Below are 25,712 nucleotides of genomic sequence, written 5' to 3' on the forward strand. Positions count from 1 at the left end.
TTTGCCCCACAAATAAGGCATGATGCTTTCCGACGCCTTCATGGCGATTGCCGATCCCAACCGGCGCCATCTCTTGGAAGAGCTCCGGCGCGGACCGAAGACCGTCAACGAATTGGCATCCGGCTTGCCGGTGTCCCGCCCGGCCGTTTCGCAGCACCTGAAGGTGCTGCTTGATGCGGGGTTGGTCAACGCCAAGCCGGAAGGCACCAGGCGCGTCTATACGGTCAGCAATGCCGGCTTCCTGAAGCTCAACATCTGGCTTGACCAGTTCTGGGATGCGGAGCAGCTCGGTTCACCCGGAAGCTGAGAGGCATCGTCAGCGCGTCGAGCAACTATGCAGCATCGGGCCTAGAGCAATTCCAGGAAAAGTGTGAAACGGTTTTCCGTGCGGAATTGCGCAAAAACAAAGAGACAGAGCGGTTCGGCGTTTCCGTGAACGATGAACTACTCTAGCCATTGTTGTAGGGGAAGAGCTTGAAATACGGCTGCGCTTCCTCGATCACACGGGCAACCGAGGGGCGTTGCAGCAACCGGTCGTGATAGCGCCTGACCGCAGGATATTCGTCTCCGAACGGCTCGACCTTGTTGGCGTAGAACAGCGCGGGGGCGGCAGCGCAGTCGGCCATGGTGAAGCTCGCACCCACCGCCCATGTCGTCGACTGCATGTCCTGTTCAATGATGGCGTAGGAGCTGCGCAGCTGGGCGCGGGCCTGCTCGACGCCGAACGGATCGGTCTTGCCCTCCGGCCGCAGCCGGTCACCAACGATCTTCTGCATCGGTTCCTGGACATAGAAGTCATAGAAGCGGTCGGCGAGCCGGGTCTGGCGAGCGAGATCGAGATCGGCGGGGATCAGTTCGACCGGCCCAGGATAATACGCGTTGAGATATTCGATGACGATCGTCGATTCCGGCACGGTCCGGTCCAGCGCTTCATCGCGCAGCACCGGCATCTTGCCGAGCGGCCACAATTTCAGAAACGCGGCGCGCGACTGTTCATTGCCGAGATCGACAACGACGGATGTGAATGGCGTGCCGTTCTCATAGAGCGCGATCAGCGGTTTCCAGCAGAAGGAGGCCAGTGGATGAAGGTGCATAATCAGGGACATTGTTTTTCGTTCCTTGGGTGGTCTGTCTCGCGGTGTCGGGGTCGGATAACTATCTAGCCTGGCTGTGGGCGACGATGGCATCGATGATCGCGGCCCAGTTGTCGGGATGCAGCTCGTGGCCGCCGCCCTCGATCCGGAGCAGCCTTGCACCGGCGACCGCGTCGGCAAGAGCGGCGCCATGCTCGACTGGAAAGATGGGATCGTCGGTGCCGTGGATAACAAGGAGTGGGATTTTCATGTCGCGCAGCCGACCCGTCCAGTCCTCGCCGCTCCCATCTTCGCCACTTTTGAGCATGAAATGATTGGTTACACTTAGAAAACCGCCGGACCGGTCATAATCCTGTTCGACGAAAGCCCGTGTTCGCTGCTCGTCGAAAGAGTGCGCCGCACCGGTGAGCGCATGTGCGTCCTTAACGATGAAATCGACCACTTGGCCCCGGTCCGCCCAGTCGACCTTCGCGCCTTCGGCCGAATGTCTCCTATAGGCCTCGGTGGTTCCGGGCAGATGCGACGTATCGATGCCCAAGGGCGAGCTGCTGATCACCGTCAGCAAAGTGACACGCGACGGGTATTTCAACGCCACGAGCTGCGCGATCATGCCGCCCATCGACATGCCGACCATATGCGCCTTTCGGATTCCATGGTCGTCAAGGACGCGGATAGCATCGTCCGCCATGTCGTCGAATGTATAAGGTGGCTCGCCCGGCGCGTATTTGGTCGAACGGCCGGTATCGCGATTGTCATAGCGGATCACGAAGCGACCCTCGCCGGCCAGCTTCCGGCAAAACGCTTCGGGCCACCAAAGCATGGAAGCCATCGCGCCCATGATCAACAACACCGCCGGATGGGCCGGGTCGCCGAAGGTCTGCGATACGATTTCGGGGTGTCCGGCGCTTTTCATGGTTTCCTCCGTGGACTTCCGATCCGATTGCAAATTGCAATCAGTTGCACGATATTAAAACCGATACAATAATGCAACCGGTTTTGGAGATTCGCATGAACATCGATCGTCGGTCCGGATGCCCCATCAACCTGTCGCTCGAAGTGTTCGGCGACCGGTGGAGCCTGATCATCCTTCGCGACATCATCTTCGGCGGCAGACGCCACTTTCGCGAACTGCTCAACGGCTCGATGGAGGGCATCGCCTCCAACATCCTCGCCGACCGGCTGAAGCGGCTGATGGAGCTCGGCATGCTGACCAAGACGGGCGATCCCTCCCACAAGCAAAAGGCGATCTATAGCCTGACCGAAATGGCGATTACGCTGGTGCCGATCCTGGCCCATCTCGGCGCCTGGGGCCGCGTCTGGCTGCCGGTCAGCGACGAGCTCTCGATCCGTGCCGAGCTTCTGGAAAAAGGCGGCACGCCGATGTGGGAGCAGTTCATGAACGAGTTGCGCTACGAGCATCTGGGCACATCTCCCGCGCCAACTGGACCCACTGTCCGCGCGATCTTGCAGGCCGGATACGAAGCGGCGGTCGCCCGCAACGCGGAGCGCGTCGGCTGCGATCCGGCGCCATGACCAACTTATTTTCCCAATTGCGGGCTGGCTCTGCTATCAAGGGACTGAAGATAATTTACGGGATTGGATAACGCTCTTGGTCGAGAACTCTAAGGATACTGCCCGTGCGCGGGCCGATTTGCGTTTCAAGAAACAGGAAGAGGCAGCCACGGTGCGCCAGAAGGCGATGGCGGAATATGTCGCCGAGAGCGACGCCCGCCAAGCCAAAACCAACAAGCTGCGGGCGTTGCGCCTCGCCAAGGAAGCGGAAGACCTGGCCAATGCGCCTCCGGCGCCGGTGAAGAAGCCTCGCGCCAAGAAGAAATAAGCCGGCGCTCCCTGGATCCCACTGCTTCCTTTCGTACGCGAAACAGTTTCACCGCGATCTGTTCTGCCGGTTGATAACTGGCGTTTAGGAGACGGCCATGACCGCACTGACGCTCGACAAAGCCCTTGAAATCATCGCCGCCGCCTTTGCCAAGGGTGCCGAGCTCAAGCTCAGGCCGCTTGGCGTCTCGGTGCTCGATGCCGGCGCCCATCTGGTCGCGTTCCAGCGTCAGGACGGCGCGTCGTTCCTGCGTCCGCAAATGTCGGCCGGCAAGGCCTATGGCGCGCTCGCTATCGGCATGGGCTCGCGCCGGGTGGAAGCCTTCGCCAGGGAGCGCCCGCATCTGATCGCCGGCGTCTCCGACGTGTCGGGCGGGCGTGTCCTGCCGGTCGTCGGCGGCGTGCTGATCCGCAACGAGGCCGGCACAATCATCGGCGCCGTCGGCATTTCCGGCGACACGTCCGACAATGACGAAACGGCAGCCATCGCCGGCATCGAGGCGGCTGGCTTTAGCGCCGACCCGGGCTGAGCCGGGATCCTTAATTCATATTGATGTCGCGGCTGGCCGACCGCATCGACACCGAAAAGCCGGCCAGTACGTCGATCAGCGCTATGACCATCAGTGTGAAGAAAACAGAATGGGCGGCGCCCTTCACCAGCAGGAACTCGACCAGATAGGCCACAAAGACGAAGGTCGACAAAAGGTGGTCCATGATCGAGGCATTTGTCGTACGCGTCGACTTCACCACTTCGACGAACAAGAAGATCAGTGCGATCAGCACGATGAGATCGCCCAGGGTCATCGAGAACACGCCACCCGACATCATCCGGACCGAAAACATTTCGGTCGCCCACGGATCGTCGCCGCTGCCGAATATTCCTAGAAGCCCGAGATTGTAGAGGATGAAAGGCACGATCAGCAGCGGGATGGCACCGAACATGTGGCGGCTCCGGTTGGACTGATCTTTGTAGAGTGCGCCCGGCGTTCGCCGTCAAGAATTTTCGTGCGACCGATAAACACGGACAAAGACGGCGTGAAACAACAATGTCAGGCCCGGCTGATACGATCAGTTGTCGCAAACGCAAAAAGACCGGCCAATGGCCGGTCGTTTCGCAACCTGTAAACCGTCGAAAGCTCTCTCAGCTTTCCTTCGGCTCCAGAACCTGGCGACCGCGATACATGCCGGTCTTTAGGTCGATATGGTGCGGACGGCGCATCTCGCCGGAGTTCTTGTCCTCGACATAGGTCGGGGCCTTCAGTGCGTCGGCGGAACGGCGCATGCCGCGCTTCGACGGAGAGGTTTTTCGTTTCGGAACGGCCATGGATATGCTCCACTACATGGTAACGCCCCGGCGGCCCTCGTGAAAGGGCCACATCAGGGGCCGGAATCTGAGAAAGTCGGCTGCCTATACACGCCCGATGGCGTTTTGGCCAGCGTCGCCGTGTTTTTTTTTTGACACTATCGCAGGCAACCGACATAGGCGCCGGCGCGGCCCGCGCGCCGCTCGATCAACGCGGCAAGCCGCCTCAGTCCCGGCCCGGGCTTCGCTGGATTGCGCACGATCGGGTTCGGCAAGGTGACGGCAAGCAGCGCTGCCTGCCGACGCGACAGCTGTTTTGCCGAGACGCCGAAATGATGCTGGGCGGCGGCCTCGATGCCGTAGACGCCCGGTCCCCATTCGGCGATGTTGAGGTAGATCTCCATGATCCGCCGTTTCGACAGCACCGCATCGAAATAGACGGCCAGCGGCAGTTCGACGACCTTACGGACCGAGCCCAACGGCCGCGACCATAGATAAAGGTTCTTTACCGTCTGCATGGTGATGGTCGAGGCGCCACGTGTCATCTCGCCGGCGAGCGCATCGTCGACAACGCCGCGCAACTCGCCCAGATCGACGCCGCGATGGAAACAGAACTGCCCGTCCTCCGACATGATGACCGAATATGCCAGCACCGGCGCGACCTCGTCGATGGAAACCCAGCGCCGATCGTAGCCGGAAAACGTCGCCAGGTCCTTCAGCATCAATGTCGACACCGGATGCACGAATGACGGCAGGTACAGGAAGGTCAGCACCAGCGGCACCAGCGCCAGCACGACAGCGACGGCGATGCCGCGCCGGACCCAGCGTTGAAGACCGATGCGGCTGCCGCGTCTCGGTCTTGCCATGTCCAACCCTTCGGTTTCGTGATCGACGATCGGTTCCGCCAAGCCACCCAGTCCGCGCTACTCCCTGCCCCCGGCATAATGGCGCTTGGCTTCTTGCGCAACGTCTGAGTGTCGGCTACCGCTCCCGACCATGACGAAAGACGACCAAATGGCGTTCGAAGCCGCACTTATTGCCCGGGCAGTTCCGCTCGAGGCGCTGCTGAGACGGTTGCTCGACGGACGCACGCTTTCGGGCGAGGTCGCGCGGCCCGAACGCCTGATGGCGGCAATGCGACATGGCGTGCTGAACGGCGGCAAACGACTGCGTCCCTTCCTGGTTATGGAAAGTGCTGCACTGTTTTCAGCCGATGGCGAGGCGGCGCTGCGCGTGGCGGCGGCGCTCGAATGCGTGCACTGCTATTCGCTCATCCATGACGATCTGCCGGCCATGGACGACGACGATTTGCGCCGCGGCCAGCCGACCGTGCACAGGGCTTTCGATGAGGCGACCGCCATTCTTGCCGGCGACGCCTTGCTGACACTTACCTTCGACATCCTTGCCGACGAGGCGACAATGCTGCCGGCCGAGCGCAGGGCAGCGCTGGTGCTGGCACTGGCCCGTGCCGCCGGGGCGGGAAGCATGGTCGGCGGCCAGATGCTCGATCTCGAGGCCGAACAAAGCCGGCCGGACGAGGCCGGCATCATCCGGCTTCAGGCGATGAAAACCGGTGCGCTGATCCGCTTTGCCTGCGAAGCGGGCGCCATCCTTGCCGGCGCGCCGTCGGGCGACCGCGAAAGGCTGGCCGAATTTGGTTCGGCGATTGGGCTTGCCTTTCAACTTGCCGACGATCTGCTCGACCTGACCGCCGACGCGCATCAGATGGGCAAGGCCACGGGCAAAGATGCCGCGGCCGGCAAGGCGACGCTGGTCGCGCTGCACGGACCGGGCTGGGCGCGGGATCAGCTCCAGGGCCTCGTCGACCAGGCTCATGCGCTGCTCGAGCCCTATGGCGAACAAGCCGCGCTTCTGAAACAAGCGGCGCAGTTCGTAGCGGCCCGCAACAATTAAAAGCGCTCCCCATGGCGCCGTACAGTCACGGAGAATTGCCGACTGTTCGGGCAGATGCCTTGGAGCAGCCGATCGGGACTCCGGCGATGTCGGACCATATGGCTCGCCACGCCAGTTGCCGGGCCATTCTTCAACCCTCGGCGGCAGGGTTCCGCGGCTAGCGTCGACAGCGGTCAGCCTTCGCCAGTTGTCTTTTCCGCCACGGGCTGCGGAACCGGTTCCAGCTCGGCCGCCGCCTCGACCGCCTGCGCTTCGGCCGGCTTGCGCCGGTTGCGGATGAAGGCGGCGATGCGGTCGCGGATTTCGCCGGCGCTGAGGAACACCGGAACGCGCGCCACCGGCGCGGTCGGCTCGAAGGACAGGCCAAGGCCGGTGATCCTGCCCTTGTCGTCGACGTCGCGAACGATCAACTCGATCGGACCGAGCAGCACGCGGTCGGCGTATTCGGCGTGGCCGCCGAGCCGCGTAGTGACCAGGTCGCCGATGCTGAGCTTGCGTTCCGCCTCGGTCAGGCCCGGCGCATAGGCGGTCTCCAGTTCCTCGGCGGAGCGTGACGGATCGACAGCGAAGGCGCCGAAGAAGTCCGCATCCTCGGGATCGACCACGGCACGGCTGGCGAACAGCTTGTCGAGCAGGCGCGGATAGCGGTCCGGTACGAAGATGTAGACATGGTCGCCGGCCGCCAGGCGGCCCATATCCTGGAAGCGCATCGAGCGTCCGTCGCGCAACACAAGCGATGGCCGCGCCCAGCGCGGAATGCGTTCGCCACGCGCCACCGGGCTGCCGGGTGCCACGCGGTAGGCGAGAAGCTCATGATGGGCGGAGCCCGGCAGTTCCAATTCGACCTTGTCGAGCGGTCCCAGGCGGGCCGGCACGATAAGGCCGAGGCGGCGCGCCAGCGGCCCGACGGTCCATCCCTGGATGATCAGCGAGACCAGCACGATGATGAAGGCGGTGTTGAAGATGAGGCGGCCGTTGTCCAGGCCGCCGAGCAGCGGCGTGATGGCAAGCAGTATCGACACGGCGCCACGCAAGCCAACCCATGAGACAAAGGCGACTTCCGGGCGTGGCAGGCGGAACGGCACCAGGCACAGCCAGACCGCGATTGGCCGTGCCACAAATATCAGGAACAGGCCGAGCAGCACTGCCGGCATCAGGATCGCCGGAAATTGCGAAGGCGTCGCGAACAGGCCGAGGATCAGGAACATGATGATCTGCGCCAGCCACGACATGCCGTCCTGGAAGCGCTTGAGGATGGTGACGGCCCGAATATCGGAATTGCCGGCAATCAGGCCTGCGAGATAGACCGCCAGGAAGCCGGACCCGCCGACGGCGCCGGCGGCAGCAAACACCATCAGCGACAGCGTCAGCACGAAGATCGGCAACAGGCCGTGATCGAGATTGAGGCGATCGACAAGACGCACAATGGCCATGCCGCCGAGAATGCCGATGACCGCACCGAGGCCCATGTTGACCAGGAAACCGACGGCAAGATCGGTAACCAGCACCTTTGCCTCGGGGTGGATGTTGGCGGCGATGACCTCGACCAGCGTGATGGTCAGGAAGATGGCGATCGGGTCATTGGTGCCGGATTCCACCTCGAGCGTGGACCGCACGCGCTCGCGCAAATTGATCTCGCCGGCGCGTAGCAGGAAGAACACCGCCGCAGCGTCGGTCGAGGCGACGGCGGCACCGAGCAGGAAGGATTCCAGCCAGGTCAGGTCGAGCAGATAATAGGCGGCGGCGCCGAACAGGCCGGTGGTCAAAAGGACGCCGAATGTCGCCAGCGACAGCGCCGGCCCGGCCGCCTGCCGTAAGGCGTTGAGCGGCGTACCGAAGCCGGAATCGAAAAGGATGACCGCCAGCGCCAATGAGCCGGCAAAATAAGCAACTCGGGCGTTGTCGAAGTGGATGCCGAGACCATCGGTTCCGGTAGCGAGGCCGATGCAGAGAAATAGCAGCAGGAGAGGGGCGCCGAAACGGAAGGCGATCAAGCTCGAAAACGCGGCGGCAACGACAAGTGCTGCTCCAACAAGCGTCACCAGATAGATACCATGCTCCATTCGTTGGTCGCCCCTAGTCGATATGCTCCGGCATCACGGGAGAGTGGGGCGAAGACATGGCCGCTGCAAGGCAGCAGCGTGGCTTTTTGCCCCACGCTGCCGATCGTCGAACGTTTTGGCATTCCCAAGCAGCAGAGCGTGCGTTGGCGGTTCGTGCTGCAACGAAAAACGCCCGGACTGAGCCGGGCGTCTTCCAGGTCGAGAAGATGGTTCTGCGATCAGGCGATGGTCTTGCCGAAGGCGACCGCGGTATCGCCCATGCGGTTCGAGAAGCCCCACTCATTGTCGTACCACGACAGCACCGAAACGAAGTTGCCGTCCATGACCTTGGTCTGGTCGAGCGCCACGATCGAAGAATGCGGATCGTGGTTGAAGTCGATCGAAACATTGGGGTGACGGGTAACGGCGAGGATGCCCTTCAGCTTGCCGTTTGAAGCGGCGATCACCGCGTCATTGATCTCCTGGACGGTGGTCGGCCGCTTGGCGATAAACTTGAAATCGACGAGCGAAACGTTCGGCGTCGGCACGCGGATGGAGATGCCGTCGAGCTTGCCCTTGAGCTCGGGCAGTACCAAGCCGATGGCCTTGGCGGCACCGGTCGATGTCGGAATCTGCGACAGCGCGGCGGCACGGGCGCGGTAGAGGTCCTTGTGCATAGTGTCCAGCGTCGGCTGGTCGCCGGTATAGGAATGGATCGTCGTCATCATGCCCTTTTCGATGCCGACCGCCTCATTCAGCACGGCCGCCAGCGGCGCCAGGCAGTTGGTGGTGCAGGAGGCGTTCGAGATGACGATGTGGTCCTTGGTCAGCTTGTCGTGGTTGATGCCATAGACGACGGTGAGGTCGGCGCCCTCTGCCGGAGCGGAGACGAGAACGCGCTTGGCGCCGGCGGTCAGATGGGCGACGGCCTTGTCGCGGGCGGTGAAGATGCCGGTGCATTCGAGCGCGATGTCGATGCCGAGCTCCTTCCAGGGCAGTTGCGTCGGATCCTTGATCGCGGTGACCTTGAATTTTTCCTTGCCGACGATGATCTGGTCGCCGTCAACCGTCACCTCATGCGGAAAGCGGCCATGCACGCTGTCGAAGCGCAGCAGATGCGCGTTGGTCTCGACCGGGCCGAGATCGTTGACCGCGACGACATCGATATCCTTGCGGCCGGATTCATGGATGGCGCGCAGAATGTTTCGGCCGATGCGGCCGAATCCGTTGATAGCAACTCTGACGGTCATTGTTCTCTCCCTGGGAGTTGGAGGCCGAAGATCAAGTCCGCAGCTTCATAACGGCGGACGGGCAAAGAATCCAGCCGCCGAGGATTGGATTTAAATCGATTAATGCTCCACCGCCCGGCAAAACCGCTATGCCAGCCCTTGCCGGGCGGGCTCACCTTCATTTGCCGTGCAGACGGGCTTCCGCCGCCTTTACCGTTGCTTCGGCGGTAATGCCGAAATGCGGGTAGAGCTGTTCGATAGTGCCGGAAGCGCCGAAGCCGGTCATGCCGATGAAGATGCCGTCGGTGCCGATGAAGTGATCCCAGCCCTGACGGATGCCGGCTTCGATGGCAATCTTGAGCGGCGCATTGCCGATCGTCCTGCTGCGATAGTCGGCGCTCTGCTTGTCGAACAATTCGAAGCACGGCACCGAGACGACGCGGGTCGCATGGCCGTGCTTTTCCAACGCCTGGCGGGCGGCCAGCGCGATCTCGACCTCGGAGCCCGAAGCGAAGATCGTCACCGCGGCTTCACCGCTCGCGGCGGCAAGTTCATAGGCGCCGCGGCTGCTGAGGTTTTCCGCAACGAAGTCGTTGCGTACCGTCGGCAGGTTCTGCCGGGTCAGCGCCAATGTCGAAGGCGTCTTTTCCGACTCAATGGCCAACTGCCAGCATTCGGCGGTTTCGACCGCGTCGGCCGGGCGGAAGACATTGTGGTTCGGGATGGCGCGAAGTGCTGCCAGATGCTCGACCGGCTGATGGGTCGGGCCGTCTTCGCCAAGGCCGATCGAATCATGGGTCATGACGAAGATCGAGCGGATGCCCATCAGCGAAGCAAGCCGCATCGCCGGACGGGCATAATCGGAAAAGCACATGAAAGTGCCGCCATAGGCGATAATGCCGCCATGCAATGTCAGGCCGTTGAGCGCTGCCGCCATGCCGTGCTCACGAATGCCGTAGTGGACATAGCGCTGGCCATAATCGTCGGCGGTGATGTTCTTGGTCTGGCTGGTCTTGGTGTTGTTGGAGCCGGTCAAATCGGCCGAGCCGCCGATGGTTTCGGGCACTGCGCCGTTGATGACCTCCAGCGCCATTTCCGATGACTTACGGGTGGCGACCTTCGGCTTGTCGGCGGCGAGCTTCTTCTTGTAGTCGCCAATGACGGCGTCGAAGTTGGCCGGCAGCGTGCCACTGATGCGGCGTTCGAACTCTGCGCGCAATTTGGCGTCGGCCTTGGCAAGCCGGCTTTCCCAGTCGGTGCGCGCCTTGACGCCGGTCCGCCCGGCGGTACGCCATGCGTCGAGGATATCGGCCGGAACCTCGAAGGGCGGATAATCCCAGCCGAAGAATTTTCTGGCGCCAGCGATTTCCTCGGCGCCGAGCGGCGAGCCATGCGCCTTGTTGGTGCCGGCCTTGGTCGGCGCGCCGAAGCCGATCGTCGTCTTGCAGGCGATCATCGTCGGCTTGTCGGAGTGGCGGGCCGCTTCGATGGCATAGGCGATCGCTTCCGGGTCCTGGCCGTCGATATGGCTGGCATTCCAGCCGGACGCCTGGAAGCGGGCGACCTGATCGGTGTTATCGGCGAGCGACACCGGGCCATCGATCGAGATGTTGTTGTTGTCCCAGAAGACGATCAGCTTGTTCAGCTTCAGATGCCCGGCAAGCGCGATGGCTTCCTGGGATACGCCTTCCATCAGGCAGCCGTCGCCGGCCAGCACATAGGTGTAGTGGTCGACGAGATCTTTGCCGAAAGCGGCATTCATGATGCGCTCGCCGAGCGCGAAGCCGACCGAATTGGCAAGGCCCTGGCCGAGTGGGCCGGTCGTCGTCTCGATGCCGGCGGCATGGCCGTATTCCGGGTGGCCCGCCGTCCTCGACCCCAATTGGCGGAACTGCTTGATCTGGTCGATGGTGATGTCTTCGTAGCCGGTCAGATAGAGCAGCGAGTAAAGCAGCATCGAGCCGTGGCCGGCCGACAGGATAAAGCGGTCGCGGTCCGGCCAATGCGGGTTTTTCGGATCGTATTTGAGAAAGCGGGTGAACAGCACCGTGGCGATGTCGGCGCAGCCCATGGGCAGTCCGGGGTGGCCGGAATTTGCCTTCTCGACGGCGTCCATGGCGAGAAAACGGATCGCATTGGCCATCCGGTCATGTTGTTCGCGCGAGGTCATGCTTCCTCCAAAATGGGGGTTTGGGCCTTGGGAAAGCCCTTGAAAAGGGTGCGCGACACATAACAGGCGCGGCCTTTTAGTCAACAAATCGGTGTGCTTTTGCCGGTCTTGTGATGGCCATGCGCGACTTACATTAGCGTTAGCAGGGGACAGTCGCGACAGCTTTATTGACGTGCGGTTTACACGACGCGTAATGTTTCAAGGATAACGCGTTCTGAACGTGGATGATTCGGTGATGGGCAGGGCGCAGGACGAAAGCCATGACCGGGGAAACGACCCTCAAGGAAGTCATTGCCAGGCTGGGTAAGGCCATCGAAGGGCTGGAAAACGCCGTCGCGGCCAAGCTCGAGCACGAGCGGGACTATTCGGAAGCCGAGGCCGAAGTGCAGCGGATGAACGCCGACCGCTCGCGGCTGGCGCAGGAGCTCGACAATTCCGAAGCTCGCGCCGAACGGCTGGAAGATGCCAACAAAGAAGTGTCGCGAAGGCTGGTGACAGCCATGGAGACCATCCGCGCGGTACTGGACAGGTAGGCTAATGGCACAAGTCACGGTTTCCATCGACGGCAAGCAATATCGGATGGCCTGCGACGAGGGCCAGGAAGAGCATCTGATAGATCTTGCCGAGCGCTTCGACCGCTATGTCTCGCATCTGAAGGATTCTTTTGGCGAGATCGGCGACCAGCGGCTGACTGTGATGGCCGGCATCATGGTCATGGACGAGCTTTCGGAACTGCAAAAGCGCGTCAAGGGCATGGAAAGCGAAGTGCTGACGCTGCGCAAGACGCGCGACGATGCACTGACCAAGGCCGATAAGAACGATTCCGTGCTGACCGGGGCGCTCGGCGCGCTGGCCCAGCGCATGGAAGACCTGGCGACGACGCTGGCAGTGAACAAGGCGTAGCGCGTCGCGTCGCCTCATCGACCCGACGCCACTTAACGGCGGAATGGGCAGCATCTGAGCCGAACAATCGGCGGAAATGCCTGCGCGTTCAACCAACCTCCGGTGCTTTTTCGCCAGCGCGGAAATCACTGCTGTATTTCCCGCCTAAGTGACAAAAATTTTTTTGAGGCCGGCCACTATCCTAGCGTCAACAGCCACTTGAAGGATGACGCCGCAGTGTTAGAAATGCAAGCAACGCCGGTGGGGCGTTCAATGCCAGCGGCAAGCCAAACAGGTAGGGACACGCCATGAGCCTTCGCATCAACGACATCGCACCGGACTTCACCGCAGAGACCACGCAAGGACCGATCAGCTTCCATGAATGGATCGGCGACGGCTGGGCGGTATTGTTCAGCCATCCGAAGAACTTTACGCCGGTTTGCACGACCGAACTCGGCACGATGGCCGGGCTCGAAGGCGAGTTCAGGAAGCGCAACGTCAAGATCATCGGCATCTCGGTCGATCCCGTCGAAAGCCACGAAAAGTGGCAGAACGATATCAAGACCGCGACCGGCCATTCGCTGAACTACCCGCTGATCGGCGACAAGGATCTCAAGGTCGCCAAGCTTTATGAGATGCTGCCGGCGGGTGCCGGCGAGAGCTCGGAAGGCCGCACGCCGGCGGACAATGCCACGGTGCGTTCGGTCTACGTCATCGGGCCCGACAAGAAGATCAAGCTGGTTCTCACCTATCCGATGACGACGGGCCGCAACTTCGACGAAATCCTGCGCGCCATCGATTCCATGCAGCTGACCGCCAAACACCAGGTGGCGACGCCGGCGAACTGGAAGCAGGGCGAGGACGTCATCATCACCGCTGCCGTCTCCAATGAGGATGCCATCAAGCGCTTCGGTGCCTACGAGACGATCCTGCCATATCTCAGGAAGACCAAGCAGCCTTCCGCCTGAGCAGGCAGGGGCGGCACGGAGAATTTTCGGTTTTCCTGACCCTATGAGCATGAGGTGCTTGACGGCGCTTGGTTGACGGACAACCATGCCTTTCATTTGCCGTGGCAGAGAAAATCCTTCCTGCCGTGGTGAGGGGCGAAGGAGGCTGGGATTGGACGCATTATCGGCCAGGTCGCAGGTCACCGGCTTCTATGACGAGCCGAGCGGGTCCGTCCAGTATGTGGTCGCCGACATGGCGACCCGCAAATGCGCCATCATCGATCCGGTGCTCGACTTCGACGAAAGGGCCGGTGCAACGGCAACGAAGAACGCCGACGCCCTGCTCGACTTCGTCAGGGAAAGCGGGCTGGAGGTCGAGTGGATCCTCGACACGCATCCGCATGCCGATCATTTCTCCGCCGCCCATTATTTGAGGGGGAGAACCGGAGCGCCGACGGCAATCGGCGAAAGGATCATCGACGTCCAGAAATTGTGGAAGGTGATCTACAACTGGCCGGAATTCTCCGCCGACGGTTCGCAATGGGATAGGCTATTCGCCGATGGCGCAACTTTTTCGGTCGGCGGCCTTCCGGCGAGAGTGCTGTTCTCGCCGGGCCACACACTGGCCTCGATCACTTACGTCATTGGCGACGCCGCCTTCATCCACGACACGTTGTTCATGCCGGACAGCGGCACCGCCAGGACAGACTTTCCGGGCGGCAGTGCCGAGCGGCTCTGGCGTTCGATCGAGGACATCCTGGCGCTGCCGGACGAGACACGTCTGTTCGTCGGTCACGACTACCAGCCGGGCGGTCGTGAAGCGCGCTGGGAAAGCACGGTCGCGGAGCAGAAAGCCGGCAACATCCATGTTGCCGGCGGCAAGACGGAAGCCGACTTCGTCGCGCTCCGCCAAGCCCGCGACAGGACGTTGCCGATGCCGCGGCTGATCCTGCACGCGCTGCAGGTGAACATGAACGGTGGACGCCTGCCGGAACCGGAATCCAACGGGCGGCGCTATCTGAAGTTTCCGCTCGATTGCCTGTGAGGAGATGGGTCGCTGGCACTACAGTGCCATCCAAACTTGGCGCCGCCCTCATCGTTCTGCGACGGTCATCCAAGTTATTGATCCTGATTCGATTTTTGCGATGTTTGAATCCGATAGGTCCATGCGGGAAGACGGTGGCGGCAGCCGGATGAGGAGCGGCGCAGAACGCCAGCTAGGTGTTTACTCAGCGTCAGGGTTTTGTTCGGCGGGCTAAATGTTCATACGTGCTTTGCCAAGGGTCGCCCTCGGAAGATCTTTCCTCGCCGATCCAATGGAAGTTGTTGGCAGTGATCTCTGTGAAACGCCAACGAGTTTTCAGACCGCGCGAGTCATCGCCGAGCTGGACAATGTCCTTACCCTCGGCTCGGCCGATCTGGCGCGAGTGATCCCGGTTGAGCGGGTCGTTCCATATGATGTGCCAGCCATCGATCCCAGGGTCGAAGATGCGCAGGGTCGTGCCGTACATCGTGGACGGCGCAGGGCGCCTGGGCCTGATCCAAACGTCCTGAATCGCGCGGCCTTCGAGCACCCAGCCAAAATGGCATTCGCCATCCCATTTCTGGATTGTGCCGTCGTCGAGGTAGTGGACCGAGTCCATTTCCCAGCTTCCAATTAGCCACCCATAGAGGGCCATGTCTTTCGCCCGATCGGCTGGGGGGCCTTCGGATCCAAGAGCGGTCAGAAACGGGGAAATCGTCATCGTCATACTGCCTTTCGTTTCCAACAGACGAGCTCCAACTGGCTGAGGCAGCCCGAGCGGCCCGTTATCAGCGGCCCGTTATCGCGCCACTTGCTGCGAGCGCCGGGTTGTGGAATGCGCCGGTCGGCGCCGGAATATCGACGCCACAGCTTGCAGCGTTACGGTTTTCAGGGCTTGGGGAAAATTGCGGTAATGCCGTTATCAATGCGATCGTCTGCGGACGCCATGGCGAGGCTACGGCAGTTACGGCGGCGGATCGGACATCCGCGAAGGCGCCGCCGGTCGAACGCGACGCCGCTTTGGAAAAAACGGCGGCGCCAGTTACCTGACGCCGCCGTTTTTTTGGTTCTCTTGGAGGCCTTATGCCGCCGGCTGCGCCTCAATCGTGCGCAACGCCTGCGTCTGGCGCTTGGCCGCGGCCTTGACCGCGTCCTGCACCTTCTCGAAGGCACGCACCTCGATCTGCCGCACCCGCTCGCGGCTGATATCGAACTCGGCCGACAGCTCTTCCAGCGTCAACGGCTCATCGGCGAGGCGGCGCGCCTCGAAGATGCGACGTTCGCGGTCGTTGAGCACGGCAAGAGCGCCGGACAGCATGCCGCGCCGGTTTTCCAGCTCGTCCTGCTCGATCAGCATCTCTTCCTGGCTTTCGTGGTCGTCGACCAGCCAGTCCTGCCATTCGCCGGACTCGCCTTCACTGGCCCGGATGGGCGCATTGAGCGAGGCGTCGCCCGACAGACGGCGGTTCATCGACACGACTTCCGCTTCCGAGACGTTCAGCCGGGTGGCAATCTCGGTGATCTGGTCGGGCTTCAAATCGCCTTCATCGAGCGCCTGGATCTTGCCCTTCACCTTGCGCAGGTTGAAGAACAGGCGCTTCTGGTTGGCGGTGGTGCCCATCTTGACCAGGCTCCACGAGCGCAGGATGTATTCCTGGATCGAGGCCTTGATCCACCACATCGCATAGGTGGCGAGACGGAAGCCGCGCTCCGGTTCGAATTTCTTGACGGCCTGCATCAGGCCGACATTGCCTTCCGAGATCACTTCGCCGATCGGCAGGCCGTAGCCGCGATAGCCCATGGCGATCTTGGCGACGAGCCGAAGGTGGCTGGTGACGAGCTTGTGCGCAGCCGTGGTGTCCTCATGCTCGGCGTAGCGCTTGGCGAGCATGTACTCTTCCTGCGGCTGAAGCATCGGAAAGCGGCGGATTTCTTCCAGGTAGCGGCTGAGACCGCCTTCGCCGGAAACGATACTGGGTAATGACTGGGCCATGATAGCGCCCCCTCTCTATTGGAGTGATGCCCCCGAAACGCGGCGGGCATGTGGCACGAATGCCAAAGGCACATTCGCGCCAACCGACATATATAGGAACAAAACCAGAAAGACAGGCATTTGTTCAACACGAAACAGTGTGTCACGCTGAAGTGAACAACGCCGGTCAGGTTTTCAGGTGGTTGGTTCAGAGCTTGCGGAAGCCGTCGACGAGTTCCTCCATGTCCCACGGTATCGGTGCTTCGAACCTCATCGTTAGATGGGTATCGGGATGGCGAAATGCAAGGAGGCGGGCGTGCAAAGCTTGTCGCGGAAACGCCTTTACCTTGCTCTTTAGCGGCTCGGGCAACCGATTGGCCTTGGTGCGGAAAGCCTGGCCGTATTCGGGGTCGCCAATCACCGGATGGCCGATATGGGCCATGTGGACGCGTATCTGGTGAGTGCGACCGGTTTCCAGCCGGCATTCGACTAGGCTCGCCGTGGCGAATTCCTGCTGCTGCTCGCCAAAGCGCTCGACGACGGTGAAATGCGTTATGGCATGGCGCGCATCGTCGCGGCCTTGCGGCACCACGGCACGGCGTACCCGGTCGGCGGCGCGGCCGAGCGGCGCGTCGACCGTCCCGGTCGGCCTTGCCGGTATGCCCCAGACCAACGCCAGATAGGCGCGCTCGAGATCGCCGGTCAGGCCGTGGTCGGCAAAGGCCTCCGACAACGCCTTGTGGGCGCGGTCGGTCTTGGCGACGACCATGACGCCGCTGGTCTCCTTGTCGAGGCGGTGGACGATGCCCGGCCGTCTCACGCCGCCGATGCCGGACAGGCTGTCGCCGCAATGATGGATCAGCGCGTTGACCAGCGTACCGGTCCAGTTGCCGGCGCCGGGATGTACGACCAGCCCGGCCGGCTTGTTGATGACGATTAGCGCGTTGTCCTCGTAGAGGACGTCCAGCGCAATATCTTCGCCTTGCGGCGCCGCCGGTTCAGGCTCCGGCATGTCGACCGACACGCTGTCACCTTGTGCCATCTTGCGCTTCGTCTCTTCGACCTGCCTTCCGCCGATCCTGACCGCGCCTTGCTTTATCAGCATCTGCACCCGGCTGCGCGACATGTCGGGGCCGAGCCTGGCCGCCAGCCATTGGTCGAGCCGCTGGCCGGCGGCATCGGCGCCCGCCTCCAGCACGATCGGTCCGGCCCCTATTAATTGTCTGACCTCTTCGTTATGAGCGCTCATCGAAAACAGTTCCGGAATCTGCTGCCATGGCCCGGCCGCTTGCCGACGAAGACGAGGAAAAGCCACTCGACCCCGAGGTCGAAAAGGTGCGGACGAAGCTCGTTCGCTTCGTCGCCATCAATCTCGGCCTGCTGTTCCTCGCCCTTATGGTGGTGATAGCAGCACTTGTCTACAAAGCGCGCAACGCGCCGCCTGCCGCCCCGCCGTTGACCAGTGACTTCCAGGTGCCGGCAGGCGAGCCGGTCAACGGCGACATCGTGCTGCCGGTCGGCGCCAGGGTGGTCAGCCAATCGCTCTCCGGCAATCACCTTTCGATCGACGCCGAGCTGCCCGACGGCAGCCGCGCCATCTTCGTCTATGACATTACCGAGCGCCGCATCGTCGGCCGTTTTTCGATCAGGAACAAATGACCGGTTTTGCCGAACACCGCAGCATTGCCACGGTCGCGCTTGTCGTCGCAAATTATGACGAGGCGATTTCCTGGTATGTCGACCGGCTGGGTTTTGTGCTCACCGAAGATATCGATCTCGGCGGCGGCAAACGCTGGGTCACGATCACGCCGGGCAAAGGGCAGGGCGCGCGGCTGCTTCTCGCCGAAGCATCCGGCGATGCGCAAAGGCACGCCGTCGGTAACCAGACCGGCGGGCGGGTCTTTTTGTTCCTCGAAACCGACGATTTTGCCCGCGACCATACGCTGATGCTCGAAAAAGGCGTCGAGTTCCGCGAAGCGCCACGCCATGAGGCTTATGGCACGGTCGCGGTCTTCGCCGACCTTTATGGAAATCTCTGGGACCTGATCGAGCCAAAACGATAGGCTTGCAGCGGATTTTTCGTCTGTGCGAGCAGTGGCCCTGAGCCTAGTTGCTTTTTCCCAGCCGTCAGCCTATATCGCCGGTTCTTGAACGCGCCCATCGTCTAGCGGTCAGGACACCGCCCTCTCACGGCGGGAACAGGGGTTCGATTCCCCTTGGGCGTACCAAGTCTCTCCAAGCTCTCGGCAAACCATCAATCCGATCCATCGCCTTAGGTCGCGGCGGATTTGGCTCATTGCCGCTTCTGACGCAGCGGAGCCGATTGCATTAGTATTGCATCATGGGTCTTGCGGCACAGAATTAGCGGCGCGCAGAACGTCGCGCTGAACAGGGCAGTCGATGCCACGCGGGGAGGAGCCAGATATAGAAACTACAATCGCCAGGCGTCCATCACGCTGGTCGGCACTGCCTGGAGCCGACCTGAGCTACAGCGGCCGGCGGCGGATCGTTTTGGCGAGCTCGGCGAAGGCGCCTCTCCCTTGAAGGGTGGATGCCGGGAATACTCGGCCCTTAGCACCGGCCAGCGAAGCTGCGCGCGACGCGCATGGCTGGGCTCTAAACGCGCCATACTCCAGTTGCAGTATCGTAGTTTCTTTGCCGTTCGAACTTCTCTCATGGTTTCGCACGATACCAAGATGTGCTGCGAACGACACATCCACGGCGCGCTCAACCATTCGATCTATTCCGGCAAGCCGAAAAGTGTTTGCGCGCCTGCTATTCCTCCGAGCGGATGACTGCCCATGGCGATCATCGGCTCGGTAGTTTCTGCTTCGAACACTGTCGACGCGAGCACCGTCCGTCCCAACGGCTTGCACAACCCTTCGATGCGGCTGACAAGATTTACAGCCTTGCCGATCGCGGTGAAGTCCAACCTGCCGGCAGTGCCGATATTCCCCCAGAGTATCTCGCCGACATGCAGGCCAATGCCATATCCGAGCTCAGGGCCGCCATTGCGGCGCCGAGTTTGGTTGAGATGATCTATCCCGGCGCGCGTAGCCTTCACGGCTCGGACCGCAGCGTCACATGCGGCATTTGCATCGCGCTCGCCAATCGGGAAAATCGCGAGGACGCCATCACCTATAAACTTGAGAACCTCACCACCAAATGCGTGCACCGCGCCGGCGACGCAATCGAACCAGGCATCAAGTACCAATACGATCTCGTCTGCATCATAAACCTCGGATAGATCAGTGAAACCTCGAAGGTCCGCGCACAGAAGCGCAGCCCGTATCGTCTCTCCCTTTACTCGACGAGAATGACCGTTGAGTACATGTGCTGCACTGCGCTTTCCCAAATATGCTTCGAGCAATGCGCGTTTCGCGGACCGTTCTGCGAGTGCGGTCATCGGAGCCGCGGCAAACCGGGAGATTTGCCGCAGCAGCTCTGACTGCGCATCATCCGGAGTATGATCGAACGCCCACACCAAAGTCGGTGCGACACCGCCCGCTCGCTCGTCGAACACGATCGCCCGCGTCGTGCCAAGCCACTCCCGCAGCACGAGCCGGGGATCGGCATTCTGGCGGTCGGCGCCTATCCCCAAAGCCTCGACCACTTCACCCCCAGGCGCTCGCCAGAGCCAGATGCGGCGTGAAATGATCGGGTCGGGAGCATCCTGCGCCAGCGCGCCGGCGACGATCGGCAGGCCGTCTTCCATCAAATGCGTTGAGAGCTGCAATAGAAGTCGCCCACCGTCGTCAATATGCGCGGCGTCGTCCAGAAGGAATGAAAGCGAGTTTGCGAGAAGCATCGGTAGAAGGTCACTCGGCACCGGCTTATGCTTACGCCTCGAACATCTTCTTGCAACTCCCCATATTCGCTTGCACGGCATTCGATGCGGATGTGACCTGGAGTGAGCGATGGCGGAATCGGTTTACACAGAGATTGAGGTCGCGGCGCCACAAGCGACCGTGTTCGCGCTTTTGACGGATCCGGACCAGATCGTGCGATGGATCGGGACCGAAGCGAATTTGGATGCATCGCCGGGCGGTCTGTTCCTCGTCAATGTCGGTGGTCGCCATATGGCGCGCGGTGAGTTCACCGAGGTGATCCCGGTCCACCGTCTTGCCTACAGTTTTGGCTGGGAAGACAACGAGACCGTGCCGCCCGGCTCCAGCCATGTCGAGATCGACCTGATCGCGAGGGATGCGGGGACACTGATCCGCTTCACGCATAGCGGACTGCCGAACGCAAAGGAGCGTGACAGCCACCGAAGGGGATGGGAGCACTACCTCTCAAGGCTGAAGATCACTGCCGATGGGGGACATGTCGATCCCGATGTGCCGATGGAGAATATGTGATTTTCGTCTAAGGGGCCACGGATGCCGGTAATCCGAACCAGGCGCGGCATGCGTCAACGAGGCCCCTTTGACCGGCCGTCGCCAAACCGGCTGCTCGGGAACCCAGCGACCTGCGGGCTGCCGCACCATTACAGCTGCCGGCGACGGATCGTTTCGGCGAGCTCGGCGAAGGCGTCCGCGCTCTTGCGCCTGCGTGGAGTTCTTGAAACTCAGCGCTTCTGGCGCAACGCCTCGGATTGAACTAGCATCCGTTCATCAAAGCTCCGGCCGCACTCCTGCAGGATGCGGAATGCGGAGCGCAGGCGAGCGAGGCCGGGCGCGGTCACATGCCGGGCGCTGATCCAAGCGCGACTGGGCATCCGAACTTCCGTTCGGCGGCAAGACGGCGTGGCCGGGAGGAGTCAGATGCAGAAGCTGCAGTCACAAGGCGTTCATCACATCACGCTGGTCGGCGCCGGGCGTCAGACCTCGATCGATTTCTGGGAGGGCGTGCTCGGCATGCCTTTCATCTTCGAGCAGCCCAACCTCGACAAAGCCACCGAAAGCCATCTCTATTTCGATCCGGGCGATGGCCGGCTGATCACCGTCTTCACCGATGACAGCCGCACGCCGGAGAAACGGCGCACGCCGACCGATACGGGCTGCGTGCATCACATCGCGTTTGCGGTGTCGCGCGTCACCTTCCTGCAGGCGGTCGCCCGGCTCGACGAGCGCGGCATCAAGCACAGCGGCGTCAAGGATCGCGGCTTCATGGACTCGATCTATTTCGAGGATCCGCTCGGTCTGCTGATCGAGCTCGCCTCCTACCGCTTCGAGCCGCCGGCCGGCTTCAGCCATGCCGACGTGCTGATGGAGGCGCACAAGCTGCGTGTCGCGCGTGGCGACTACAACATCGCCGAGGTGCACCTTGCCGATGCGATCCAGGCGCTTGTCGAGCGTTCGCGCACGACCTTGTCGGAGGATCGCGCACCGAAAAATCCGTACTGACGGCACGCCGAACAAAGGGAGGATTTAATGGCAAAGACAGCAACCAAGAGTGCAAAGAAGCCCGCGGCCAAGGCAGCCAGGCCAGGAGCGAAGCCGGCGGCCGAAGCCGCCGCCAAGTCAGCGGCGAAAGTGGCAAAGCCGGCGACGAAGGTCTCCGCCAAAAAGGCCGCGAAGACCAAGGCGAAACCGGCGAAAAAGCCGGCGCTCACGCTCAGCATGCTGAAGCCGAGCGTCAACAATATGAGCGTTCGGGTGTTTGCACGCGCCGCCGGGCTCGACCATTCCGAGACCGACGTATGGGGCCTCACGCGCTCGCCCGAATACATGGCGCGAAACCCGGCCCATTTGACGCCGATGATCGAGGACAAGGGCCTGCCGAGAGGTGTCTTGTGGGAAAGCTGCGCCATTATGCAGTACCTCGCCAACAAGCACGGCCTGGAGAAACTATATCCCAAGGCGCCGGCCAAGCGGGCAATGATCGACAGCGCCATGTTCTACCTGATCGGCACGCTCTACCCCTATGTGGCGCGCGCCACCTATCCTGCACTGAATTTCCCGCAATATGCCGGCGAGGTCGGCCACAGCGACGCTCATCCCGACAAGAAGTCGGAAGCCCAGAAGGCCGCTATAAAAGCGATAGCCGAGCCGCTGGAGGTGTTTCACTCCTTCTTCAGGAACGGCAAGCCGTTCATTGGCGGCAAGGACCCGTCGATCGCCGACATCCGTCTGGCGGCGACGCTCGAGTTCCTCGCCGTCATCGACTACGCGTTGCCCCAATGGGCAAAAGACTATATGGCGGCAATCGAGAAGAAGCTCGGCAAGGCCTATGCCGAGCCGGCCGGCGACGTGCGCGGCTATATCGCCTATGTGAGATCGCAGGCCAACGCCTGAGGCACATGCCAATAGCGGTCGTCCGCACGTCTGCAGGAGCCGGTAATGAATTGGGGATTTTTTTAATCTCCCCTGTTTGCACGATGTGGGGAGCTTAAGGTTTCGTTAACCTAAACCCTTTCTACTGAATCCACTTCCAGCCCGCGACCACGGATGTACTGGCGCGGATGGGAAGCAAAGGTCGGCTGCGCGCCGGCCTTTTGCTTATTTCAGCCCCTGCCGAAGTTGCGCCAGACGGCGTTTCACGACGCCTGCATGGCTGATGAAACGCGTCGCCGCCATCTTGTCATCGCCGCTGTCGGCCCTACCATCGAAGTTCGTCCCGTCCTCGAGGGCGGTTCAAGGACAGAGGCCCTGCCATGAAAAGCATTGCTGGAATGATCGTGATTGCAGGCGCCATGCTGGTGGGCGCAACCGGTCAATCGAATGCAGCGACGCTCAACACCATGCCCGAGGTCGGGGCTGCCATCCAGGCGTGCTGGACCCCTCCGGCGAATGCCGGGAATTCCACCGTCACCCTGAGCTTCAGCTTCAGGCGCGATGGCACGCTGATCGGCCGGCCCAAGCCGACCGCCATCCGCGTCGCCGGCGAGGAGAAGGCGCGCCAAGCTTTTGTCGACGCGGCGGTCGCGGCCGTGGACCATTGCCTGCCGTTGAGCTTTTCACCGGCGCTGGCTCAAGGCATCCCGGGCAAGGTGTTCACTCTGCAATTCAACTCGCCCAAACAAGAACAGGCTGCACCGCGAGTGAAGGCTTCGCCTTGATCTTTTCCAAAAACCGGATTCCACTTTTCGGGATCTAGTGGCGGCTTCGTCTGGCCTCGACATGTCGCGCCAGTTCCGGCATCTCGAAGACATAGTCGCTCCAGGCCGATTCCGGAATCTGGCCGGCGAGATAGCACTCCAGCAAAAGCCTCTGCTCGTGATCGAGTGGCCTTGGTGCGCGTTCATGGTCCAGCCCAAGTGAATGGAACAGATTCCTGGTCAGCCCCGCGACAGTGAAGTGGATCGACATCTTCGGTCTCCTCCTTTGGCCGCTCAACGCCGAACCTGGGGCTAAGGTTTCAGCAACGGCCGGCCGGCAACGCCGGATTGATCGCGGTGCGGAACCAGCCGCGCGCTTCAAATTTCGCCGTGGCGGGCGTCGTTGCTGCCGGTTCGTCTCAATCTTGAAATAAAAATGTAATATTGAATTCACGCGAGTGGATTTACTACACTAGAACTGAAGTCTCCGATGGTGTTGTGGTCTACTTCAATTAGGTATAAATGATTTAGCCAGCACTTATCCATAGTCGACAAAGAAATCCTGTTCTCGGTGCAACAAGGACAATGGTCGTTCCAATGACACGCTTCTGGCTCCTCACGATTCTGATGCTGGTGTCGGCAATAGCCATTGCGCTCGGCACATCCTTCTCCTACGCGGATAGCTGCCGTGCTATCAGGAGCCAATTGCTTTCGGCGGGGCGCAGCGGCGGGACCAGCCCCGAGCTTGCCCGACTGCGCCGGCAACTCGCCGCGCTTCAAAAGCTGGAGAGACAACGCCGATGCACGGCGAAAACGGCCGGCTTCTTCTTCAACCCCTGCGCCGACCTGGTCGCCGGCAAGGCGGAGGTGCAACGCCAGATCGTCAGACTGTCGAATTCGGGCAGGGACACGTCCGGATTGAAGGCCAGGTTTGTCGCGCTGGGCTGCGCCGCCCCCGCTGCCAAGAAACAGCCGGCGCAGCAGCGCACAGCAGCCAAACCCCAATTCGCAGGCGCAACAATGGGCGGCAATCGGATGCTGTTTTGCGTTCGCTTGTCGGACGGATATTTCTTCCCCGCGCCAAGATCGCAGTTCGCCAAGAGCGACGATCTGAAGGAAACGGTCGATCAGTGCCGCTATATCTGCGACGATGCCGGCGTCGACCTCTACACGCTGAGCGACGCCACTCGCGAGACTGAAGAGATGGTCGCGCTCCAGTCGGGAAAACCCTATGTGGAGCTACCTGCCGCGTTCCGGTACCGCGACGACGCGAACTTCAAGGCCTGCGACGTCAAGCGCTATTATCGGCGCGTCGCCGAACTCAGGGCACGAACCGTGACACCGGCCAACATGACCAACGCCATCATTCCTTTGCCGACGGCAAAGCCGGATTTTGGCATCGTCGCGGAAATTCCTGAATCCGGGATCGAAACCGCCGGTGCCGTTCCTGCAGAGGCAAAAACGCCGGTTGCCGAGGTGCAAGGCGCTGCCCAGCATCAGTCGATCGAAAGGGCGATCGGCGCGCGGCCGGTGAGAGTGGTCGGGCCGGCCTTTTTCCCGGCGAACTGACCTAGGCGGGCGATGTTCCGAGACGGCGAACTTTTGACCGGATAGCCGCTTCGAGGCGTAGGGCCGTCGACCGACGTCGGCTGGTTATTCGCAGACCATGCGGGCACGTTTGCCGGGCTCGCTGACGTTCCTGCAAGTTAGCGCCTTCGTCGGCTCCGGCGACAGCACGGGTGGGTTGTTGGTGGCCCTCCTCCGTGGCGCTGCAACGGAAGCTGCATTCCTGCGCATCGCCGGCCTTTTCGTCGTTTGCGGCGCCACTGGAAAGACGTCGGTCTCCAGTTGCGACTGTTCGGCTTGCGCCTGCGGCGAAGGCCGGTCCCAGAACCGGCGAACATCGAGCGGCTTGGGAATGATCACGGTGCCGTCATAGCTGCGAGCGCAGCCGCTTCCCAGAGGCAGCGCCAGGCACAGGAAGACAGGCAGAATCCGTCGAGACATCAGCAATACCCCTGCAAGCTTATAACGCCGCTTCGGCCTAACCGACAACCGGCGGAATAGGGCGAAGGGAGTAGATACCGTGAAGTAGAAGTCGTCGCGCTTCCCGTCGAAGGCCTTGCTCGAAGATCGAGCGCCGAGTCGGGCGCGAATGGGGATCCAGCGCGAGTTAGAAACTTGCGATTCGTCAACGCTTCCAGCGTAAGGCCATGGTGCGATCGCACCATACCAAAGCCGCGCTCAGTGGCGACAATGGGATGTTCGAAGTTCCGCTCCTCCAGTTACGGGCGGGAGCAGCGACCGCCGGCAAGAA

Annotated in this window: 30 protein-coding genes and 1 tRNA gene; 17 read left to right on the forward strand and 14 right to left on the reverse strand. The window is 61.7% G+C overall.

The window, feature by feature from the left end; translation table 11 throughout:
* The first annotated feature begins 19 nt into the window (after positions 1 to 19).
* Complete coding sequence (locus NKI63_RS08895; protein WP_023678497.1) at positions 20 to 307, forward strand: ArsR/SmtB family transcription factor; 288 nt, start codon at positions 20 to 22, stop codon at positions 305 to 307.
* A gap of 142 nt (positions 308 to 449) precedes the next feature.
* Here NKI63_RS08895 and NKI63_RS08900 read toward each other — a convergent pair whose 3' ends face one another.
* On the reverse strand, positions 450 to 1,106 hold the full coding sequence (locus NKI63_RS08900; RefSeq protein ID WP_352505005.1) for a glutathione S-transferase family protein: 657 nt from the start codon (positions 1,104 to 1,106) through the stop codon (positions 450 to 452).
* Positions 1,107 to 1,155: 49 nt separating this feature from the next.
* Positions 1,156 to 2,007 (reverse strand): alpha/beta fold hydrolase, encoded by an 852-nt coding sequence (locus tag NKI63_RS08905; protein ID WP_352821126.1) that lies wholly within the window; start codon positions 2,005 to 2,007, stop codon positions 1,156 to 1,158.
* Between the two features lie 95 nt (positions 2,008 to 2,102).
* Between NKI63_RS08905 and NKI63_RS08910 the strand changes: the two genes are divergently transcribed.
* From NKI63_RS08910 to NKI63_RS08920, 3 genes are all read left to right on the forward strand, one after another.
* Positions 2,103 to 2,627 (forward strand): winged helix-turn-helix transcriptional regulator, encoded by a 525-nt coding sequence (locus NKI63_RS08910; RefSeq protein WP_352821129.1) that lies wholly within the window; start codon positions 2,103 to 2,105, stop codon positions 2,625 to 2,627.
* A 76-nt stretch (positions 2,628 to 2,703) separates the two neighbouring features.
* The gene (locus NKI63_RS08915) at positions 2,704 to 2,934 is read left to right on the forward strand and encodes a hypothetical protein (RefSeq protein WP_023678501.1); all 231 of its coding nucleotides are present in this window, start codon (positions 2,704 to 2,706) and stop codon (positions 2,932 to 2,934) included.
* 97 nt (positions 2,935 to 3,031) lie between these two features.
* Complete coding sequence (locus NKI63_RS08920) at positions 3,032 to 3,463, forward strand: GlcG/HbpS family heme-binding protein (RefSeq protein WP_352821132.1); 432 nt, start codon at positions 3,032 to 3,034, stop codon at positions 3,461 to 3,463.
* Positions 3,464 to 3,473: 10 nt separating this feature from the next.
* On the opposite strand, the gene NKI63_RS08925 is transcribed toward NKI63_RS08920, so the two are convergent.
* The 3 genes from NKI63_RS08925 to NKI63_RS08935 form a co-directional block, all read right to left on the reverse strand.
* On the reverse strand, positions 3,474 to 3,875 hold the full coding sequence (locus NKI63_RS08925) for a hypothetical protein (protein ID WP_023720966.1): 402 nt from the start codon (positions 3,873 to 3,875) through the stop codon (positions 3,474 to 3,476).
* 199 nt (positions 3,876 to 4,074) lie between these two features.
* Positions 4,075 to 4,257 carry a 50S ribosomal protein L32 gene (gene rpmF, locus NKI63_RS08930; protein ID WP_006203806.1) on the reverse strand — a complete coding sequence of 61 codons (183 nt, stop codon included), beginning with the start codon at positions 4,255 to 4,257 and terminating at the stop codon, positions 4,075 to 4,077.
* A 137-nt stretch (positions 4,258 to 4,394) separates the two neighbouring features.
* A complete protein-coding gene (locus tag NKI63_RS08935) occupies positions 4,395 to 5,153 on the reverse strand; it encodes a biosynthetic peptidoglycan transglycosylase (protein ID WP_352821269.1) in 759 nt (252 codons plus the stop codon).
* Positions 5,154 to 5,232: 79 nt separating this feature from the next.
* Here NKI63_RS08935 and NKI63_RS08940 point away from each other — a divergent pair, with 79 nt between their 5' ends.
* Entirely contained in the window at positions 5,233 to 6,150 is a 918-nt protein-coding gene (locus NKI63_RS08940; protein ID WP_352821135.1) for a polyprenyl synthetase family protein, read from the forward strand.
* Positions 6,151 to 6,323: 173 nt separating this feature from the next.
* On the opposite strand, the gene NKI63_RS08945 is transcribed toward NKI63_RS08940, so the two are convergent.
* From NKI63_RS08945 to tkt, 3 genes are all read right to left on the reverse strand, one after another.
* Entirely contained in the window at positions 6,324 to 8,213 is a 1,890-nt protein-coding gene (locus NKI63_RS08945) for a potassium/proton antiporter (RefSeq protein ID WP_352739590.1), read from the reverse strand.
* Positions 8,214 to 8,431: 218 nt separating this feature from the next.
* Positions 8,432 to 9,442, reverse strand: a complete 1,011-nt coding sequence (gene gap / locus NKI63_RS08950; protein WP_023678507.1) for a type I glyceraldehyde-3-phosphate dehydrogenase — start codon at positions 9,440 to 9,442, stop codon at positions 8,432 to 8,434.
* Positions 9,443 to 9,599: 157 nt separating this feature from the next.
* Positions 9,600 to 11,591 (reverse strand): transketolase, encoded by a 1,992-nt coding sequence (tkt, locus tag NKI63_RS08955; protein WP_352801769.1) that lies wholly within the window; start codon positions 11,589 to 11,591, stop codon positions 9,600 to 9,602.
* 260 nt (positions 11,592 to 11,851) lie between these two features.
* Between tkt and NKI63_RS08960 the strand changes: the two genes are divergently transcribed.
* The 4 genes from NKI63_RS08960 to NKI63_RS08975 all read left to right on the forward strand — a co-directional run bounded on the left by NKI63_RS08960 (position 11,852) and on the right by NKI63_RS08975 (position 14,465).
* A complete protein-coding gene (locus NKI63_RS08960; RefSeq protein WP_006200774.1) occupies positions 11,852 to 12,124 on the forward strand; it encodes a DUF4164 domain-containing protein in 273 nt (90 codons plus the stop codon).
* Between the two features lie 4 nt (positions 12,125 to 12,128).
* Complete coding sequence (locus NKI63_RS08965; RefSeq protein WP_254816554.1) at positions 12,129 to 12,494, forward strand: cell division protein ZapA; 366 nt, start codon at positions 12,129 to 12,131, stop codon at positions 12,492 to 12,494.
* Positions 12,495 to 12,781: 287 nt separating this feature from the next.
* Positions 12,782 to 13,441: a peroxiredoxin gene (locus tag NKI63_RS08970; protein WP_352476179.1), complete on the forward strand. Its 660-nt coding sequence runs from the start codon at positions 12,782 to 12,784 to the stop codon at positions 13,439 to 13,441.
* Positions 13,442 to 13,592: 151 nt separating this feature from the next.
* Positions 13,593 to 14,465 (forward strand): MBL fold metallo-hydrolase, encoded by an 873-nt coding sequence (locus NKI63_RS08975; protein ID WP_352505013.1) that lies wholly within the window; start codon positions 13,593 to 13,595, stop codon positions 14,463 to 14,465.
* Positions 14,466 to 14,655: 190 nt separating this feature from the next.
* On the opposite strand, the gene NKI63_RS08980 is transcribed toward NKI63_RS08975, so the two are convergent.
* The 3 genes from NKI63_RS08980 to NKI63_RS08990 form a co-directional block, all read right to left on the reverse strand.
* Complete coding sequence (locus NKI63_RS08980) at positions 14,656 to 15,171, reverse strand: hypothetical protein (protein WP_352687298.1); 516 nt, start codon at positions 15,169 to 15,171, stop codon at positions 14,656 to 14,658.
* 354 nt (positions 15,172 to 15,525) lie between these two features.
* Positions 15,526 to 16,437 (reverse strand): RNA polymerase sigma factor RpoH, encoded by a 912-nt coding sequence (gene rpoH, locus NKI63_RS08985; protein ID WP_023678514.1) that lies wholly within the window; start codon positions 16,435 to 16,437, stop codon positions 15,526 to 15,528.
* A gap of 187 nt (positions 16,438 to 16,624) precedes the next feature.
* Positions 16,625 to 17,665 carry an RluA family pseudouridine synthase gene (locus NKI63_RS08990; protein WP_352505015.1) on the reverse strand — a complete coding sequence of 347 codons (1,041 nt, stop codon included), beginning with the start codon at positions 17,663 to 17,665 and terminating at the stop codon, positions 16,625 to 16,627.
* Between the two features lie 26 nt (positions 17,666 to 17,691).
* Here NKI63_RS08990 and NKI63_RS08995 point away from each other — a divergent pair, with 26 nt between their 5' ends.
* From NKI63_RS08995 to NKI63_RS09005, 3 genes are all read left to right on the forward strand, one after another.
* A complete protein-coding gene (locus NKI63_RS08995; RefSeq protein WP_352505016.1) occupies positions 17,692 to 18,075 on the forward strand; it encodes a fimbrial protein in 384 nt (127 codons plus the stop codon).
* Positions 18,072 to 18,479 carry a VOC family protein gene (locus tag NKI63_RS09000; RefSeq protein WP_352505017.1) on the forward strand — a complete coding sequence of 136 codons (408 nt, stop codon included), beginning with the start codon at positions 18,072 to 18,074 and terminating at the stop codon, positions 18,477 to 18,479. The genes NKI63_RS08995 and NKI63_RS09000 overlap by 4 nt, the downstream gene beginning before the upstream one ends.
* A gap of 90 nt (positions 18,480 to 18,569) precedes the next feature.
* Positions 18,570 to 18,644: transfer RNA gene (locus NKI63_RS09005), tRNA-Glu, on the forward strand.
* 512 nt (positions 18,645 to 19,156) lie between these two features.
* On the opposite strand, the gene NKI63_RS09010 is transcribed toward NKI63_RS09005, so the two are convergent.
* On the reverse strand, positions 19,157 to 20,224 hold the full coding sequence (locus tag NKI63_RS09010; protein WP_352751190.1) for an adenylate/guanylate cyclase domain-containing protein: 1,068 nt from the start codon (positions 20,222 to 20,224) through the stop codon (positions 19,157 to 19,159).
* Between the two features lie 109 nt (positions 20,225 to 20,333).
* On the opposite strand from NKI63_RS09010, the gene NKI63_RS09015 reads away from it, so the two are divergent.
* From NKI63_RS09015 to tolA, 4 genes are all read left to right on the forward strand, one after another.
* Positions 20,334 to 20,774, forward strand: coding sequence for an SRPBCC family protein (locus NKI63_RS09015; protein ID WP_254816562.1), 441 nt, complete (start codon positions 20,334 to 20,336; stop codon positions 20,772 to 20,774).
* A 405-nt stretch (positions 20,775 to 21,179) separates the two neighbouring features.
* Positions 21,180 to 21,761 (forward strand): VOC family protein, encoded by a 582-nt coding sequence (locus tag NKI63_RS09020; RefSeq protein ID WP_352505019.1) that lies wholly within the window; start codon positions 21,180 to 21,182, stop codon positions 21,759 to 21,761.
* Positions 21,762 to 21,788: 27 nt separating this feature from the next.
* Positions 21,789 to 22,652, forward strand: coding sequence for a glutathione S-transferase family protein (locus NKI63_RS09025; protein WP_352505020.1), 864 nt, complete (start codon positions 21,789 to 21,791; stop codon positions 22,650 to 22,652).
* A 359-nt stretch (positions 22,653 to 23,011) separates the two neighbouring features.
* Positions 23,012 to 23,416 carry a cell envelope integrity protein TolA gene (gene tolA / locus NKI63_RS09030; protein ID WP_254816565.1) on the forward strand — a complete coding sequence of 135 codons (405 nt, stop codon included), beginning with the start codon at positions 23,012 to 23,014 and terminating at the stop codon, positions 23,414 to 23,416.
* Positions 23,417 to 23,450: 34 nt separating this feature from the next.
* Here tolA and NKI63_RS09035 read toward each other — a convergent pair whose 3' ends face one another.
* Positions 23,451 to 23,666 (reverse strand): hypothetical protein, encoded by a 216-nt coding sequence (locus NKI63_RS09035; protein WP_254816566.1) that lies wholly within the window; start codon positions 23,664 to 23,666, stop codon positions 23,451 to 23,453.
* A 326-nt stretch (positions 23,667 to 23,992) separates the two neighbouring features.
* Between NKI63_RS09035 and NKI63_RS09040 the strand changes: the two genes are divergently transcribed.
* Positions 23,993 to 24,964, forward strand: a complete 972-nt coding sequence (locus NKI63_RS09040; RefSeq protein ID WP_352505021.1) for a DUF2865 domain-containing protein — start codon at positions 23,993 to 23,995, stop codon at positions 24,962 to 24,964.
* Between the two features lie 84 nt (positions 24,965 to 25,048).
* On the opposite strand, the gene NKI63_RS09045 is transcribed toward NKI63_RS09040, so the two are convergent.
* Positions 25,049 to 25,402 (reverse strand): hypothetical protein, encoded by a 354-nt coding sequence (locus NKI63_RS09045; RefSeq protein WP_254816568.1) that lies wholly within the window; start codon positions 25,400 to 25,402, stop codon positions 25,049 to 25,051.
* Positions 25,403 to 25,712: the final 310 nt, after the last annotated feature.

It is taken from the genome of Mesorhizobium sp. M0410, from assembly GCF_040321435.1.
Classification (GTDB): domain Bacteria; phylum Pseudomonadota; class Alphaproteobacteria; order Rhizobiales; family Rhizobiaceae; genus Mesorhizobium.